General features: G+C 62.3%; 15 protein-coding genes and 1 pseudogene. 6 read left to right on the forward strand and 10 right to left on the reverse strand.

What is annotated here, in order from left to right; translation table 11 throughout:
- Positions 1 to 90 precede the first annotated feature (90 nt).
- Positions 91 to 1413 (forward strand): D-arabinono-1,4-lactone oxidase, encoded by a 1323-nt coding sequence (locus Q8S60_RS01300; protein WP_305277955.1) that lies wholly within the window; start codon positions 91 to 93, stop codon positions 1411 to 1413.
- A gap of 2 nt (positions 1414 to 1415) precedes the next feature.
- On the opposite strand, the gene Q8S60_RS01305 is transcribed toward Q8S60_RS01300, so the two are convergent.
- The 3 genes from Q8S60_RS01305 to metC form a co-directional block, all read right to left on the reverse strand.
- Positions 1416 to 1640 (reverse strand): acetyl-CoA carboxylase biotin carboxyl carrier protein subunit, encoded by a 225-nt coding sequence (locus tag Q8S60_RS01305; RefSeq protein ID WP_305277954.1) that lies wholly within the window; start codon positions 1638 to 1640, stop codon positions 1416 to 1418.
- Positions 1641 to 1677: 37 nt separating this feature from the next.
- Positions 1678 to 3213: an acyl-CoA carboxylase subunit beta gene (locus Q8S60_RS01310; protein WP_305277952.1), complete on the reverse strand. Its 1536-nt coding sequence runs from the start codon at positions 3211 to 3213 to the stop codon at positions 1678 to 1680.
- A 240-nt stretch (positions 3214 to 3453) separates the two neighbouring features.
- The gene (gene metC / locus Q8S60_RS01315; RefSeq protein WP_305277951.1) at positions 3454 to 4617 is read right to left on the reverse strand and encodes a cystathionine beta-lyase; all 1164 of its coding nucleotides are present in this window, start codon (positions 4615 to 4617) and stop codon (positions 3454 to 3456) included.
- A gap of 159 nt (positions 4618 to 4776) precedes the next feature.
- Here metC and Q8S60_RS01320 point away from each other — a divergent pair, with 159 nt between their 5' ends.
- Genes Q8S60_RS01320 through Q8S60_RS01335 form a run of 4 tightly spaced genes read left to right on the forward strand, consistent with a single transcriptional unit; the run spans position 4777 to position 9004 of the window.
- Positions 4777 to 5880, forward strand: coding sequence for an amino acid ABC transporter substrate-binding protein (locus tag Q8S60_RS01320; protein WP_305277949.1), 1104 nt, complete (start codon positions 4777 to 4779; stop codon positions 5878 to 5880).
- Between the two features lie 26 nt (positions 5881 to 5906).
- A complete protein-coding gene (locus Q8S60_RS01325) occupies positions 5907 to 7100 on the forward strand; it encodes an amino acid ABC transporter permease (protein WP_305277948.1) in 1194 nt (397 codons plus the stop codon).
- 3 nt (positions 7101 to 7103) lie between these two features.
- Complete coding sequence (locus tag Q8S60_RS01330; RefSeq protein WP_305277947.1) at positions 7104 to 8216, forward strand: amino acid ABC transporter permease; 1113 nt, start codon at positions 7104 to 7106, stop codon at positions 8214 to 8216.
- Positions 8217 to 8224: 8 nt separating this feature from the next.
- A complete protein-coding gene (locus Q8S60_RS01335; RefSeq protein ID WP_305277946.1) occupies positions 8225 to 9004 on the forward strand; it encodes an amino acid ABC transporter ATP-binding protein in 780 nt (259 codons plus the stop codon).
- Positions 9005 to 9006: 2 nt separating this feature from the next.
- Here Q8S60_RS01335 and Q8S60_RS01340 read toward each other — a convergent pair whose 3' ends face one another.
- The 5 genes from Q8S60_RS01340 to Q8S60_RS01360 form a co-directional block, all read right to left on the reverse strand.
- Positions 9007 to 9525 (reverse strand): GNAT family N-acetyltransferase, encoded by a 519-nt coding sequence (locus Q8S60_RS01340; protein ID WP_305277945.1) that lies wholly within the window; start codon positions 9523 to 9525, stop codon positions 9007 to 9009.
- Positions 9526 to 9538: 13 nt separating this feature from the next.
- Positions 9539 to 10384 (reverse strand): 3-mercaptopyruvate sulfurtransferase, encoded by an 846-nt coding sequence (gene sseA, locus Q8S60_RS01345; protein WP_305277943.1) that lies wholly within the window; start codon positions 10382 to 10384, stop codon positions 9539 to 9541.
- A 22-nt stretch (positions 10385 to 10406) separates the two neighbouring features.
- Positions 10407 to 11405 carry a cysteine synthase A gene (locus tag Q8S60_RS01350; RefSeq protein WP_305277942.1) on the reverse strand — a complete coding sequence of 333 codons (999 nt, stop codon included), beginning with the start codon at positions 11403 to 11405 and terminating at the stop codon, positions 10407 to 10409.
- Positions 11406 to 11522: 117 nt separating this feature from the next.
- Positions 11523 to 12137 (reverse strand): NUDIX domain-containing protein, encoded by a 615-nt coding sequence (locus tag Q8S60_RS01355; protein ID WP_305277941.1) that lies wholly within the window; start codon positions 12135 to 12137, stop codon positions 11523 to 11525.
- A gap of 45 nt (positions 12138 to 12182) precedes the next feature.
- Complete coding sequence (locus Q8S60_RS01360; protein ID WP_305277940.1) at positions 12183 to 13448, reverse strand: cyclopropane-fatty-acyl-phospholipid synthase family protein; 1266 nt, start codon at positions 13446 to 13448, stop codon at positions 12183 to 12185.
- Between the two features lie 177 nt (positions 13449 to 13625).
- Between Q8S60_RS01360 and recQ the strand changes: the two genes are divergently transcribed.
- A complete protein-coding gene (gene recQ / locus Q8S60_RS01365) occupies positions 13626 to 15455 on the forward strand; it encodes a DNA helicase RecQ (RefSeq protein ID WP_371134293.1) in 1830 nt (609 codons plus the stop codon).
- A 58-nt stretch (positions 15456 to 15513) separates the two neighbouring features.
- On the opposite strand, the gene Q8S60_RS01370 is transcribed toward recQ, so the two are convergent.
- Entirely contained in the window at positions 15514 to 16395 is an 882-nt protein-coding gene (locus Q8S60_RS01370; RefSeq protein WP_305277939.1) for a universal stress protein, read from the reverse strand.
- A gap of 68 nt (positions 16396 to 16463) precedes the next feature.
- Positions 16464 to 16867: pseudogene (locus Q8S60_RS01375) on the reverse strand (AAA-associated domain-containing protein); the annotation flags it as partial.

The following is a 16867-nucleotide window of genomic DNA, read 5'->3' on the forward strand; positions in this document are numbered from 1 at the left end:
CCCCGGCTGCAAAGCCGGGGCTTTTGTTTTCGCAGGCAACAAGGCGCGGTCTCCGTTATCATCGGCTCGGCAATACGAAACGGAGGCGATATGACGGATGTCTGGTCGAACTGGTCCGGTTGGGTAAAAGCATGGCCGAAAGGGCTGGCGGCGCCTTCGACGGAGGAAGAGGTCGCGGAAGTACTACGGACCGCGGTTTCGCCTATACGCGTCGCCGGGCGGGGGCATTCCTTCACGCCGCTGGTGGAAAGCAGCGGCACCATCATGACCTTGTGGGGCCTTCGTGGCGTTATCGATCATGACGAAGCCGCGCTGACAGCGCGCATCAAGGCAGGCACCACGATCCAGGATCTGGGGCCTGAGCTTTTCGAGCGTGGACTCGCGCTCATCAACCAGGGCGATATCGACCGCCAGGCGCTTGCCGGCGCTGTCGGCACAGGCACGCACGGCACCGGCGGTACGCTCGGTTCCATCTCGGCGGCTGTCCGGGGCTTCCGTCTGGCGACGGCGAGCGGCGAGATCATTTCCTGCAACTCCACCGAAAACACCGACGTCTTCGACGCAGGACGCGTGAGTTTCGGCAGCCTCGGCGTGATGACCGAGATCACCATGCAATGCCGCCCGATCTATGCCCTGGAAGAGACGGGCGGCCGGATGGCGATTGCCGAGGCGCTCGCTCGCGCCGCGGAGCTGCGCGATGCGAATCGGCATTTCGAGTTCTTCTGGTTTCCCTTCGCGGATCATGCGCTGGTAAAAATCCTGAAGGAGGTCGACAAGGAACCGCGCCCTCGCCGCCGCAGGCCGGATGGCGAGATGGCGCGCGACGACAAGACGATGATGTGGGCGTGCGAAGTCTCGCGTTTGCTGCCTTTCATGCGCGGCCCCATCCAGAAGTTCATGACCTCGGCAAGCGGCTCGCGTTATTCGGGTGGCTCGGGCGAGAACGGGGAGCAGAAAACCAAGGTTCGCTGGTCGCACGATGCGTTTCCGAGCGACCGCAACGTTCGTTTCAACGAAATGGAATATGCGGTGCCCGCCGAAAAGGGCCCTGACTGCATTCGCGAAGTGGGCGAACATATGCGGAAATGCGGGGTCAATTTTCTCTTCCCGCTCGAGTTCCGCTACGTCGCCGCCGACGACGCATGGCTCAGTCCCTTTTACGGTCGCGACAGTGTGACGATTTCGGTCCACCAGTATCACCGGCAACCCTACAAGGCGCTCTTTGCCGGCGTGGAAGACATCTTTCGTCGCTATGAGGGCCGGCCGCACTGGGGCAAGCTCCATACGCTTACCGCGCCGGATTTCGAAGCACTCTATCCCAAATGGGATGAGTTTCGCGGGCTGCGACGGCGGCTGGACCCGACGGGCAAGTTTCTCAACGCCCACCTCAAAAGCATTTTCGGCGAGGCGTAAACTTACTCCTCCTCGACGATGGCAACGACCTGACCTTCGGAAACCGAGTCTTCCTCGGCGACCAGGATTTCAACGAGCTTGCAATCGGCCGGTGCGCAGACGGGAATTTCCATCTTCATCGATTCCAGTATGAGGATGGCGTCGTCTTCTTCCAGCCGGTCGCCGGGCTTCGTTTCGATCTTCCAGACCTTGCCGGTGATCTCGCTTTTCACTTCAACGGTAGCCATTTTTCTTCTCCCTGTTCCGGTTCGACTGTTTTGAATATCAGAATGCGGGGGGCCAATTCGCCAGCCGATGTTCGCCAATTCCGCCCGTCAGGTTGCGGCAATTCACGGCGAGCATGTCTTTGATGTACTGGCGTGTTTCGCGCGGATCGATCACTTCCTGCGCCATATAGGGCGCGGCGAGATCGTAGGCGGTGGTATCCTTGGCGACCTCGCGCACGAGGTCCTTGTAGCGCTCCGGATCGGCCGCTTCGCGCGTCGCATAGACGATGTTCACGGCGACGGCCGGGTCCATGAAGCTGATCTCGCCGGACATCCATGTTGCGGTGTGGTCGGACTTCCCGCCTCCCATGTTCAGATAAGCCTGCCCGAAGCTCTTGCGCAGGATGAGTGCGATTTTCGGCACCGTCGCGAGTTCGAGCGCCATCATGAAGTTCATGATCTTGCCGGGCAGGCGCTTGCGCTCGCTCTCCTGGCCCACGAGAAAGCCAGGTGTGTCCGCGAGGAAGACGATCGGAATATTGAAACTGTCGCAGAGCACGATGAACGGCGTGATCTTGTCGCAGGCGTCCGCGTCGAGCGCACCGCCCTTGAATTTCGGATTGGATGCGATGATGCCGACGGCTTCGCCGCCGATGCGGGCGAGGCCGGTGACGGCGACCTTGGCGAAACGCTCCTTAAGAGGGAAAAAACTGTCGGGATCTGCGATGGCTTCGATGGCATGGCGAACATCGTAAGTTTGCGCACGGCTTTCCGGCACGACATTCAGAATGTTCTTGATATTTTCTTCGGCACCCGCCGGGACAGGCGCGAGAGGCGGCCGCTGGCCCGCATGGTCCGGCATGTAGGAGAGAAAGCGCTTCAGGATCTCAATTGCTTCCTCGTCCGTATCCGCCACGGCATCGACAAGTCCTGTTTGCGTATGATGCTTCCAGCCGCCGAGCTCTTCCGGATCGAGTTCTTCCGAGAGCGCGACAGAGGTGACCATCTGGCTCGAGACCGCCAGCACGGCGCCTTTGCGCTGTACGACGAAATCGGAATTGATGCAGTTGAAGGCGCCGCCGCCATAGGTAAGACCCATCACGGCCGCGAGCGCAGGCGATGTGCGGATGCGCGAATAGCGGTTGATCTCGCCACGCTCGCCGCTGCCGCCGATGCCCGCCGCGCCCATGATGTCGGGAATACGGCCGCCGGCGCACTCCATGAGCTGGATGAGCGGCAATCCGTTCTTGAAGCAGTCGTTCTTGATTTTCGCCTGCTTCTTGCCGAGCGTCATGGCAGACGACGCACCGAGCGTCGTGAAATCGGAGGCGTTGACGCCGACGAGCCGGCCGCCGACGCGGGCGTAACCGGAAACCATGCCGTCGGCGGGCGACTTGTCCTTGTGGTCGGGCTGGACAGAGGTCGCGAGGAGGCCCGATTCGCGGAAGCTGCCATCGTCGGCAAGAAGCGCGACCCGTTCACGCGCATTCAGGATGCCCGCTGCCTTCCGCTCTGCCAGACGCTTTGGAGAGCCCATGGCGCGTGCTTTTGCACGGCGAGCTTCCAATTCCTCGATCTGCTTCTCGAACGCCATTCGATATTCCTCCCTCGGACCGGCGAGGTTTTAGCAGGGCTTTGCGCCGAGGGCCAATTCGGACCACATGGAATGAGGCTTGCCGCCGCCTGCGACGGCGACGGTCTTGACAAGTGCCCAGACGGTTATGCCCTCGGTGAGGCCGAGCTGGCGAGAAGGTCGGTTCTCGTATCGGCAGCGCGTCCGGCAATGAGCGTCGGAACTGTGATCGGGATGACGAAGGCCCAGCGCATGGTTTTCCTATCCGTTGGCCGCGTGGAGGCGCTCGAAGCCCGCTTTCAGATCTGCGATGAGGTCGTCCGGGTCTTCAAGCCCCGCGTGCAGACGAAGGATTTGGCCCGCCGCTGTCCACCGGGTCGCCGTCCGAATTTTTGCCGGATATTGCGGGATGATGAGGCTTTCGAAGCCACCCCAGGAATAGCCCATGCCGAAGAGTTCGAGACCATCGAGAAGTGCCGCCAGCGCCTTGTCCGAACAGGGCTGCAGTTCGATCGAGAAGAGGCCGCTCGCACCGGTGAAGTCGCGCTTCCAGATTGCATGATCCGGATGGCTCGGCAGGGCGGGATGGATGACCCGTGCGACTTCTGGGCGCCCGGCGAGCCAGTGCGCGAGTTTGAGACCGGTCTGCATGTGACGTTCGAGACGCACGGAGAGTGTACGAATGCCACGCAGCACGAGGTAGATGTCGTCCGGTGCGGCGCAGGTGCCGAGAGCGCCATGCCCGGCGAGCGTTTCCTTCCAGGCCGCCTCGGTCGTCGTGATGGATCCCATCATCACGTCGGAGTGTCCACAGAGATATTTCGTCACCGCCTGGATCGAGACGTCGACGCCGTGCTCGAACGGCTTGAAATAGAGAGGCGATGCCCAGGTATTGTCCATCATGAGAAGGACGCCCGAGAGGTGTGCGACGTCCGCGATGGCCGGGATGTCCTGCACCTCGAAAGTGACGGAGCCGGGCGACTCCGTGAAGATCGCTTTGGTTTCAGGGCGGATGAGCTTTTCGATGCCGGCGCCTATGCGCGGATCGTAATATTCGACGGCGATGCCATAGCGCATCAGCACCTTGTCGCAGAAGTGGCGTGAAGGTTCGTAGACGCTGTCCGTCATCAGCAGATGATCGCCGGTCTTCAGGTGGGCGAGCAGGGCTGTGGTCACCGCGGCAAGCCCCGATGGCGTCAGCACCGAGCGGTAGCCACCCTCAAGCTCGGCGATAGCGTCCTGCAGAGCAAAGGTCGTCGGTGTGCCACGCCGTCCATAGGTGACGGGTTGCGTGCGCGCCTTGACGGCCTCAATCGTCGGATAAAGTACAGTCGATGCGTGATAAACTGGTGGGTTGACGATGCCGAAATTGGCCTCCGGGTCACGGCCTGCCGTTACGATCAGCGTATCCTGCTTTTTCTTCATCCGGTTTTGCTCGTGGCGCGGTTCGGGTACAGGCCGCCATTTAAGGGTAAAATCACCGTCCAAGTAAAATGCGTAAGGGTTTGCGCTTCCGGTCCTGGCGGTTAGTCTCAGCGAATCGAGCATAACACCCCGTCCGCCGGTCCCGGCAAAGGAAGCTGAATGAAGAACCCACTCGTCGCCCTCATTCTGGGCATTCTGATTGGCGTGGGCGGACTCTATTTCATGCTGCCTTATGAGCCGGCTACGAGAGGCGCGCGCGAGATACAACCGGAGGCGGCACCGGTTACGGAAGGCGCGCAGCGCGTCGCGGCGGGCAGCACCCTGCAGCGGGTGAAGCGGCGCGGCTTTCTTCAATGCGGCGTGAGCCAGGGATTGCCCGGTTTTTCCAATCCGGATGACCGGGGCAACTGGACCGGCATCGACGTCGACTATTGCCGCGCGCTGGCCGCCGCGATCTTCGACGATCCGGCCAAGGTCCGGTTCCGGCCGCTCTCGGCGAAAGACCGTTTCACGGCGCTGCAATCGGGCGAGATCGACATTCTGTCGCGGAACACGACATGGACGATGTCGCGCGACACCCAGCTCGGTTTCGATTTCGTCGGCGTGATCTATTATGACGGGCAGGCCTTTATGGTGCGAAAGGCGTCCGGCATCACCTCCGCCGTTCAACTTGCCGGTGCCACCATTTGCACGCAAACGGGCACGACGACGGAACTGAACGTCGCCGATTTCTTTCGCGGCCGGGGGCTCAGCTACCAGGTCCTTTCCTACGAGAAGAACGACGAGGCGATCAGCGCCTACGATCAGGGCCGTTGCGATGGCTACACGACGGATGCCTCGGGCCTTTATGCCGAGCGCCTGAAGATGAAGAACCCGGATGAAAATATCGTGCTGCCGGAAATCATCTCCAAGGAACCGCTCGGACCCGCCGTCCGGCAGGGAGATCCCCAATGGGCCGACATCGCCCGCTGGACGCTCAATGCACTGGTGAATGCGGAGGAACTCGACATCACCTCGAAAAACATTGACGAGATGCTGGCGAGCGAGAACCCGCTGGTGCGGCGTCTTCTCGGCGACGAGGGCGCTTACGGGCAGGCAGTCGGCCTTGAAGGCGACTGGGTGGCGCGCATCGTCCGTGCGGTCGGCAACTACGGCGAGATATTCGAGCGCAATGTCGGCGCTGAAACGCCGCTTGGCATAAAACGCGGTCTCAATGCGCTCTGGAACGATGGCGGCATCATGTATGCGCCGCCGATCCGGTAGCCGGGACGAAGGGGCGAGGGGCGCGCATGGCGAAGGCCGGTCAAGGAGCGAGGAGGGGGAACGGGCTGGGCTTCAGCTGGTACAATCCGCGCGTCCGCTCCGTGATCTATCAGGCTGCGGTTCTCGGCATCGTCATCGGCCTTGTCTGGTTCTTCGTCGCAACCGCGCAGCAAAACCTCGAGCGCCTCAATATTTCGTCCGGCTTCGGCTTCCTGGATACGACGGCTGGCTTCGGCATCATCCAGACACTGATCCCCTATACCGAACAATCGAGCTATGGCCGTGCCTTTCTCGTCGGTCTGCTGAACACACTCGTCGTCGCCGTCATCGGTATTGCGCTTTCGACGCTGCTCGGCTTCGTCGTCGGTGTGGCGCGGCTTTCGCGTAACTGGCTGCTGGCCAATCTCGCCGCCGCCTATGTCGAAATCATGCGGAACATTCCGCTCCTGCTTCATCTCTTCTTCTGGTATTTCGTCGTCCTGCGGCCCTTGCCGGGGCCCATGCAAAGCCTTGAGCCGGTCCCGGGCGTATTTCTCAGCAATCGTGGGCTCATTCTGCCGGAACCGGTTTTCGATGCCAGTGCCCTCGCTTTCCTTTCAGCGCTCATCCTCGCGATTATCGGCAGCGTCTTTCTCGTGCGCTGGTCGCGAAAGCGGCAACTGGCGACCGGACAGCTTTTTCCTGCGTGGCGTGTGTCGGCGGCGTTGATCGTGTTTCTTCCGGCACTCGTCTGGGCTATCGGCGGCGCACCGTTTCATCTTGAATTCGCAACGCGGGGCAGCTTCGACTATGCGGGCGGGATGCGCCTGCTGCCGGAATTCGTCGCGCTCACGCTCGGCCTCACGCTCTATACCGCCGCCTTCATCGCGGAGATCGTGCGCGCAGGTATCCAGTCCGTCAGTCGCGGCCAGACCGAGGCGGCGGCTGCGCTCGGGCTGAAAGAAAGCACGACGCTCCGTCTCGTCGTCATCCCTCAGGCGCTTCGGCTCATCGTGCCGCCGCTCACGAGCCAGATACTCAATCTCACCAAGAACTCCTCGCTCGCCGTTGCCATCGCCTATCCCGATCTCGTCGCTGTTTTTGCCGGCACGGTGCTCAACCAGACGGGCCAGGCGATCGAAGTCATCTCGATCACCATGGCGGTCTATCTCACGCTGAGCCTTCTCACCTCGCTCGCGATGAACTGGTACAACGCGCGCATCGCGTTGAGGGAGCGCTAGGTTATGGGCATGGAAGACGTCAGCGGCCGCCCTCGCATGAAACCCGGCACCTCGCGCTCGCCGCTCGGCTGGGCGCGCCGAAATCTTTTCTCCGGCGTCGGCAATACGGTGCTGACGCTCGTTTCGGTTTACATCCTCTGGATGGTTATCCCGCCGCTGCTCGACTTCACGATCTTCAGCGCGGTATGGACGGGGACGACGCGCGAGGCCTGCCTGGTTCCGGACGCCGGCGCATGCTGGCCCTTCGTCTGGGCGAATATCGATCAGTTCATCTATGGCCGCTATCCGCCATCCGAAATCTGGCGCGTGAACATCGTCTTCGCACTCGGTATCGCGACCATCGTTCCGATGCTGATCCCTGCGGCACCCGCGAAGCGTTTCAATCTCATTTTCCTCCTCGTCGTCTATCCGCTGATCGCGCTGGTTCTGCTCGCGGGCGACCGGCCCGGATTGCCGCCGGTCCCGACGAGTGAATGGGGCGGCCTGCTGGTCACCCTCGTCGTTGCCGTCACGGGCATCGTCGTGTCGCTGCCGCTCGGTATCGTGCTGGCGCTCGGCCGCCGCTCCTCCATGCCCGCGATCCGCATGCTCTCGATCGTCTTCATCGAGTTCTGGCGCGGGGTGCCGCTCATCACCGTGCTCTTCATGGCGAGCGTCATGTTGCCGCTCTTCCTGCCGGAAGGGCTGAACCCGGACAATCTGCTGCGCTGTCTCGTCGGCGTCGCGCTCTTTTCGTCGGCCTATATGGCGGAGGTCGTGCGTGGCGGGTTACAGGCCATTCCTGCCGGGCAGTACGAGGCGGCGCGCGCGGTTGGCCTCGGCTATTGGCAGGCGATGATCGGCGTCGTGCTGCCGCAAGCTCTTCGCCATGTCATTCCCGGCATCGTCAATACGTTCATCGGTCTATTCAAGGATACGACGCTGGTGCTGATCGTCGGCATTTTCGACCTGTTGGGCCAGGTGCGTGCGCAGCTCAGCGATCCGAACTGGACCGTACCGCAGGGCGCGCTGACAGGCTACATCTTCGCGGCGCTTGTCTTCTGGGTCTTCTGTTTCGGCATGTCGCAGTATTCGAACTTCATGGAACGCCGGCTCAATACCGGACACGAGCGTTAGGAGAAGCCATGTCCGCGGACAACGCAGCCCCGAAAAAAATGAGCGTCTCCGACAAGACGATGATCGAAATGTCTGGCGTGCATAAATGGTTCGGCGATTTTCATGTGCTGAAGGACATCAACCTCACGGTCAAGGAAGGCGAGCGCATCGTCATCGCCGGGCCGTCCGGCTCAGGCAAGTCCACCCTCATTCGGTGCATCAATCATCTGGAACCGCATGATGAAGGCCGCATCGTCATCGACGGTATCGAGCTCACCGAAGACTTGAAGCGGATCGACGAGGTGCGCCGCGAGGTCGGCATGGTGTTCCAGCAGTTCAATCTCTTTCCGCACATGACGGTTCTGGAAAACTGCACGCTGGCGCCGCTCTGGGTCCGCAAGATGCCGGAAGCGGATGCGCGCGACCTTGCCATGAAATTCCTCGAGCGCGTTCGCATCCCCGAGCAGGCAGGCAAATATCCAGGTCAGCTCTCAGGCGGCCAGCAGCAGCGGGTGGCGATCGCCCGGGCGCTCTGCATGAACCCGAAGATCATGCTGTTCGATGAGCCGACCTCTGCGCTCGACCCTGAAATGATCAAGGAAGTGCTCGATGTGATGGTCGAGCTTGCGCGCGAAGGCATGACCATGCTCTGCGTCACGCATGAAATGGGCTTCGCGCGCGAGGTCGCGAACCGGGTCGTCTTCATGGATGAAGGCGAGATCATCGAGGAAGCGCCGCCGGAAGAGTTCTTCAGCGCCCCGAAGAATGCGCGGACAAAGGAATTCCTCGCGCAGATTTTGGCGCATTGAATCTAGTCGATCTCCTCCAGCACCACTTCCTCCTGCCCGCAGGGCGAGAAGCCGAAGCGCTGGTAGAGGGGCAGGGCGCGGGGATGGTCGAGCGTGCAGGTCTGCACGATCAGGCGGTTCGGGTTGCGGGCCCAGGCGAGCGTGATCGCCTCGCCGAGAAGAAAGCGGCCGAGCCCCTTGCCGATATGCTCCGGCATGACCCCGAGAAATGACAGTTCGACACGTGGCTTCGAACGGAAGTCGAGTTCGAAATAGCCAGCCGGCGCACCGTTGCAATAGAGAACATAGATATCGACATCCTCATGCTGGATGATTGCCGCCAGCGCGTCGTCGGCCAGCCGCTTGCGGTTCACCCAGACATAGTTGCGACCAATCGTGTCGTAGAGGTAGCGGTAGAAATGGATTGGGGTTTTTTCCACGCGCATCAGAGCGTATTTGCCGAGCGGGCGCGGGACGGGCGGCAGTCGCGGCGGCGCCGTCATTTCGAGATGGGTGACGATGGTCTTGTGTTTCTTCCCCATATGCCCCAGCGCGTCAGACTTCGACCGGCATCTCCGTTACGGCGCCCCACTCGGCCCATGAGCCATCATAGACCGGGACTTGCGGTTTGCCGAGAACGGCAAGACCGAGCGCTAGAATGGAGGCGGTAACGCCCGAGCCGCAGGTGGTGACGACCGGGCGGTTGAGGTCGACGCCGGCCTTTTCGAACAGCGCACGGAGCTCTTCCGGCTTCTTCAGCGTGCCGTCGGACGCGACGAGCGTTCCGGCCGGCAGGTTCAGGCTGCCCGGAATGTGGCCGCCGCGCAGGCCGGCGCGAGGCTCAGGTTCTGTGCCGCAGAACCGGCCGGCGCTCCGTGCGTCCAGCACCTGTTCGGCGCAGGTGTCGATATTCCGCAGCATCGCCTCGCGGTCGCGGATGAGGCCCGTGTTGCGCCGCGCCGTGAAATGGCGCGCGGAGGTACGCGGGCGCTGGTCGTCGGTCGGGCGGCCTTCCGCCTTCCATTTCTTCATGCCGCCGTCGAGCACCACCACATCGTCGTGGCCCATGACGCGGAACATCCACCAGACGCGTGCGGCGCTGAACAATCCGGCGCCGTCATAGACGACGATGCGGTTGCCGTCGCCGAGCCCCATGGCGCGGACCCGCGACGAGAATTTCTCGGGCGCGGGCAGCATGTGGGGGTAGGGGCTGGCGAGATCGCAGATTTCGTCGATGTCGAAGAAGGCCGCACCGGGAATGTGTTCGCGCTCATATTCGGCGCGCGCGTCCCGTTGCATCTGCGGCAGGTACCATGAGGCATCGACAATGCGCACATCCGGCGCGTCCAGATGCTTCGCAAGCCATTCGGTCGTAACGAGCGGTGAGGCGGCCTCAAACATGGTCTTGAACGAACCCTTCTTCTCAGAGCCAGTCCGGCGCAGGCAATCCCTTTTCCTTCAGGAAGGCGGGGTTGAACAGCTTGCTCTGGTAGCGCGTGCCGTAATCGCAAAGCACCGTGACGATAGTATGGCCGGGGCCCATTTCCCTAGCGAGACGGATCGCCCCTGCGACATTGATGCCGCTCGACCCGCCGAGGCAGAGGCCTTCTTCCTTCAGCAGGTTGAAAACGATCGGCAGCGCTTCCTCATCGGCGATCTGGAAGGCCTGGTCGATCGGTGCATCTTCCAGATTGGCGGTGATGCGGCCCTGGCCGATGCCTTCGGTGATGGACGTGCCCTCTGCTTTCAGTTCGCCATGCTTGTAGAAATGATAGAGCGCCGCACCCATCGGGTCGGCGATGCCGATCTGTACATTCCTGTTGCGCTCTTTCAGCGCCATGCCGGTGCCGGCCAGCGTGCCGCCTGTGCCGACCGCGCAGATGAAGCCGTCGACCTTGCCGTCGGTCTGCTTCCAGATTTCCGGACCTGTCGTCTCAATATGGGCGAGGCGGTTCGCGACATTGTCGAACTGGTTCGCCCATATGGCACCGTTCGGTTCCTTCGCCGCCAGTTCTTCCGCGAGGCGGCCGGAATACTTCACGTAGTTGTTCGGGTCCTTGTAAGGCACCGCCGGCACTTCGATCAGTTTCGCGCCGCAGAGCCGCAGCATGTCCTTCTTTTCCTGCGACTGCGTCTCCGGGATCACGATCACGCTGCGGAAGCCGAGCGCATTGCCGACAAGCGCAAGGCCGATGCCGGTGTTCCCCGCCGTGCCTTCCACGATGACGCCGCCCGGCTTCAGCGTGCCGCGCTTTACCGCATCCTCGATGATGTAGAGCGCGGCGCGGTCCTTCACGGATTGGCCCGGGTTCAGGAACTCAGCCTTGCCGAGAATCTCGCAGCCGGTTTCTTCCGATGCGCGCTTCAGGCGCAGCAGGGGTGTGTTGCCGATCGAGTCGACGAGACCGTTTTTGATGTCCATTGCCTAGGCTTTGTTATCTGTTCTTGAAAAGGTGAAGGCGGTCCGGATGGGCCCGGTGCGAACAGGAACATACGGAGGGGGAGGCCCCGGTTCAAGCCGAAGGCGCGAATTCGATACTCATCCGATTTGGGACTTGTTGAGTACAAGCCATTGAATCATCAGGATAGTCTTCGCATCCACGATCCGGCCGTCGGCAATTGCCTCATGGGCTTCATCCAGTCCCACCACCACCGCGCGGATATCCTCGTGCTCATGGGCGAGGCCGTGAATGCCGCCTATGCCCGAAAGATCGGTCAGGGCGGTATAGAGCCAGCTCCGCTCGCCATAGCCGCCGGGCGAGGACCAGACCGTCGAGATGTGGACGGGTTCGCCGATCCGGCAGCCTGCCTCCTCCATGGCCTCGCGCGCCGCGACCTCGGGCGGCGTTTCCCCCTCATCGATAATCCCGGCCACCGCCTCGAAGAGCCAGGTCGCCTCGCCCCAGACAAGGCCGCAGGTGCGAAACTGCTCGATCAGCACCACGGCGTCGAGCTTCGGGTCGTAAGGCAGCACCATCGCCACCCGCCCGATCGTATAGATGTCGCGAGTCACCTCGTCGGACCAGCCGTCGTCGAAACGGCGGTGCCGGAACACGAAGCGTTCCAGCTTGCCCCAGCCGCGGCCGATGATCTCGCGCGAGCGAATTTCGACATCGGCCAGCGTGCGCGGCGTCGGGACAAGGCGGGATTTCATGTGGGAGCTCCGCAGCGGGTGGGGCGCCCAGTCTAGCAGGCCTCGTCAGGGCCGCGCGAGGGTCACCTGCGTCACGTCGATATTGCCGGCGCGGAAGCCCGCCTCGCAGTAGGAGAGATAATATTCCCACATGCGCCGGAAGCGCTCGTCGAAGCCCTGCCGCTGGATGTCGGGCCATGCGGCGCGGAAGCGGCTGCGCCACTGGTTGAGCGTCTCGGCATAATCGAGGCCGAAATCGCGATTGCCGACCCAGGTGAGGCCCGCCCGCGCCACCTGCTGCCGGAGCACGGAGGGCGAGGGCAGCATGCCGCCGGGGAAGATGTAGCGCTGGATGAAGTCCGCGCGCTTGCGATAGGCGGCGAAGGAGCGGTCGGCGATGGTGATGATCTGGAGCCCGGCCTTGCCACCCGGCTTCAGGCAGTTTCTGACCTTGTCGAAATAGGCGGGCCAGTACTCCTCGCCCACTGCCTCGAACATCTCGATCGAGGCGATGCGGTCGAAACGTTCGTCGATGTCGCGGTAATCCTGATAGCGGATGTCGACCTTGTCGGTCAGGCCCTTCTTCTCCATCCGCTCGCGCGCGAAGGCGAGTTGTTCCTTGCTGATCGTGACGCCAGTGACGCTGCAGCCGATTTCGCTTGCCGCGTATTCGGCGAAGCCGCCCCAGCCGCTGCCGATTTCGAGGAGGTGATGTTCAGGCTTGAGGTCGATGCTCTCCGCGAGGGAGCGGTACTTGTTGATTTGCGCGGCCGACAGGTCCTGCCCCGCATGCTCGAAGCGCGCGGACGAATAGGTCATCGTCGGATCGAGCCAGCGCCGGTAGAAATTATTGCCGAGGTCGTAGTGGTATTCGATGTTGCGTTTCGAGCCGCGTTTGGAATTGCGCCGCATCAGGTGCCCCAGGCGGGAGACAAAGCGGGCGATGGGTACGCCCATCAGCTTGTCCTGCAGCGCCTCGCTGTTGCGCAGGAAGAATTGCAGGAACGCCGTCACGTTCGGGCTGTCCCACATGCCGTCGAGAAAGGCTTCCGCCGCACCAAGGTCGCCGCTCGCGAAGAAGCGGCGGGTCAGGCCGAAATCGCGGATGACCATCACCGCGTGCTCGCCCGGCTCGCTGCCCTGGAAACGGAGCTTCCTGCCGTCGGGCAGGATCATCAGGATCGAGCCGTGGCGTATCTTCAGCAAGGCGCGAAAGGCGAGGCGGGCAAGGGGAGGGATGCCGGGCATGGTGCGCAGATTTGCCGGCGTCACGTCGACGCTCTCCGCGGCAGCTTCCCCGTTTCTTGTTCCGTCAAAGGGGATATTGGTCATTCAAGCCTCCCTCCGTCAGCCGACCGATTATAGCGGCTGAAGCCCTGAAGTCCTAACCGGGCGTCATTATGAGAAATACGCACAAGTCAGGCGGTTGGTTCAACTCAGGCGGGTTCCTCCGGGGCGCGCAGATGTTAGCTTCACCGCCCGCGAGAGATACCCCTGACTGAGTCGCCAATGCCCGGACCCATGGAAGTGACAAATGAACCTCACCCGGAAAGGGTGCTGAAGGAGATATTCGGACTTCCCTCGTTCCGGGGCCAGCAGGGCGAGATCATCGAGCATGTCGTCGGGGGTGGCGACGCAGTGGTGCTGTTGCCGACCGGCGCGGGCAAGTCGCTCTGCTACCAGATACCCGCCCTTTGCCGTGCGGGCGTCGCCGTCGTCGTCTCGCCGCTCATCGCGCTGATGCGCGATCAGGTGGAGGCGCTGCGCCAGTCGGGTGTGCGTGCCGCCGCGCTCAACTCCACGCTGACGCCCGAGGAAGCGCGCGGCATTCGCGACGCGCTGACGGAGGGAGAACTCGATCTTCTCTATGTGACGCCCGAGCGACTCGCGGGCGACGGTTTCATCAGCCTGCTGTCGCGGGTACCTCTGGCGCTCTTCGCCATCGACGAAGCGCATTGCATCAGCCAGTGGGGGCACGACTTCCGGCCGGAATATCTGCAGCTCGCGAAGCTCAAGGAACGATTTCCGGATGTGCCGCGTCTTGCGCTTACGGCCACGGCAGATCCGCAAACACGCGACGATCTCATTCACCGCCTTCAGCTCGACGACGCGCGGATTTTCTCCGCGAGTTTCGATCGTCCGAACATCCGCTACACCATCGTGCGCAAGGATAACGCCAAAAGCCAGCTTCGCGATTTCCTGCGGGCGCATGAGGGCGCGAGCGGCATCGTCTATTGCCTGAGCCGGAAGAAGGTCGAGGAGACGGCGGAGTGGCTGACGGCGCAGGGCATTCTCGCGCTGCCCTATCATGCGGGTCTCGATCGCGCGATCCGCGACAAGCATCAGGACGCTTTCCTGAAGGACGAAGGTCCCGTGCTCGTCGCCACCATCGCTTTCGGCATGGGCATCGACAAGCCCGATGTGCGCTTTGTCGCGCATCTCGATCTGCCGTCAAGCATCGAGGCTTACTATCAGGAGACGGGCCGGGCAGGGCGCGATGGCCTTCCTTCCGATGCGTGGATGGCCTGGGGCATGAGCGACGTTTCGCTCAGGCGGCGGATGATCGACGAGGGCGCATCGCCTGAATCGGTGAAACAGGTCGAACGCGCGAAGCTCGATGCGCTTCTTCATGTCTGCGAGACGGCCACTTGCAGGCGTCAGGCGTTGCTCGCACATTTCGGCGAGAGCCACGAAGGCGGCTGCGGCAATTGCGATGCGTGCCTTACGCCCGCCGAAATGTGGGATGGAACGGAAGCGGCGCGCAAGGCGCTCTCTGCTATCTACCGGACGGGGCAGCGCTTCGGCGCCGGACATCTGATCGATATCTTGCGCGGCAACAAGACGGAGAAGGTCGAGCGCAGCCGGCACGACGATTTGCCGACATTCGGCGTCGGAAAGGACCTCGATCAGAAGAGTTGGCAATCCGTCTTCAGGCAGCTCGCGGCGCGCGGCATCATTTCCATCGACCACACCGCCTATGGCGCGCTCAAACTGGAAGAAAGTGCACGGTCGGTTCTCCAGGGACAGCAGCCGGTCGAACTTCGCCGCGACCCCGTATCGCGGCGGCGACAAAGGACCGCTTCGGCGGCGGCGTCTGCGGACCCCATGGCCTCGCCCGAGGAAGAAGCACTCTTCCAGGCACTGCGCGCGGAGCGTTTGCGTCTCGCGCGTGAGCAGGGCGTGCCCCCTTATGTGATTTTCCACGATACGAGCCTGCGCGAGATGGCGCGGCGGCGCCCTGCCAGTGTCGAGGATATGACGGAAATCCCGGGTGTCGGCGGTGCCAAGATCGCGCGGTACGGAGAAGCGTTCCTGGCGGTCATCGCCGCGCCCGTCTAGCAGGACGCCGAAAAACGAAGAACCCGGCCGCTCTCCTCATCGGAACCGTCGGTATCGGTTATTTGCGGGTGCTTGCGACCAGAACGTCGCACTCAGCTTCCCTGAGTATCCGTTGCGTGACGCTGCCCAGGAGCGCCTGGAGAACGACTCCGCGACCATGCGGTCCCAGAGCAAGCAGGTCGACGCGCTTGCTTCTCGCGAGGTGGATCAGCGCGGGGCCAGGCTCGCCTTCGAGGATTGTCGTATCGGAAGTGTCGACGTCCACAACGTCTCGGGCGAATGTCAAAAGTTCGTCGCGGGCCTTGGCAACTCTCGTTAGCCGGAACCGGTCTATCTCGGTCCGCGACGTTCCGCCACGCAGCAGGGCCTGTTCGAACGGGAGCGGGAGGTCGACAGCATGAACCAATTGCAGCCCTGCATGGGGAGCGAGTTTGCGCGCTTCCTGTGTGGCCGATATCGATTGAGCCGAGAAATCGACAGCGATCATGACGTGACGGTAGGGCTCCGTCGCGTTGGACTTGACCACGAGGACCGGCGCGGGCGAGGTCCTGATGACCCTGTCGGCGGTTGAACCCAGCGCCTTTTCGCGCAGCGACTTGCCCTCGCTTTTGCCCGGCCCGAGCACGACAAGGTCTGCCGATTGCTCACTCGCCACTCGGGTGATGACTTCGTGGGGAGATCCGAACTCAACCCGCACATCGGTGCGCCGGGTCCGCCCGGCTTCGACCAGGAACTCCTCGATCCGGGTGACGGCGTCCCGTCTGAGTTCGTCCTGCAGGTCACCTTCGCTCTGTCCCGAGGTGACATGTGAAAGCGCCTCTGCTTCGATGACGTGGAGAAGCGAAAGCCAAGCGCCGTGCTTTCCAGCAAGCTCAACCGCCCGGCTCAGCACCGCTCCGCCTTCTCCCTCCAGATCCAGCGCCACCAATATGCTTTTCAAGACCGGGACTCTTTCAATCGCCTCATGCTCAATTCACAATACGCCATTAATCTGAAAATCACCTCCCCTCAGGGATTTTCAAGACTGAAGGTTTGCGTTACGTCATTGTAGGAAAACACTTCCGCATAACGGCCCCAACTGATGATCGCCCGCAGCGTCTTTTCGGCTGCGTCCGGCAACATGTAGTCCTCAAGCTCGTCCGAGAACCGGCTCCAGGGCGCGCGGTGGCTCGGCCGCTCGTCCAGGATTCGGCGTATGTGCGCAGCAAGTGCCACATAGGTCAGCAGGTGTTTTGAAAACAGCTGCTTGCGTTCGTCGACGTCGGCTTGGGCGAACGCTTGCCTTCCGGGGGCAGCCGGATGTCTCCCCCGACCAGTTCGGCGAACCGGAGCATCTGAAGCGTTTCGGCGACCGGGAAGAGGTCGTCGATCTCCATTTGCAGCGATGCCGCAATGACGGGAAGGTCGGCCTC

This window comes from Parvibaculum sp. (genome assembly GCF_030694575.1).
Taxonomy (GTDB): domain Bacteria; phylum Pseudomonadota; class Alphaproteobacteria; order Parvibaculales; family Parvibaculaceae; genus Parvibaculum.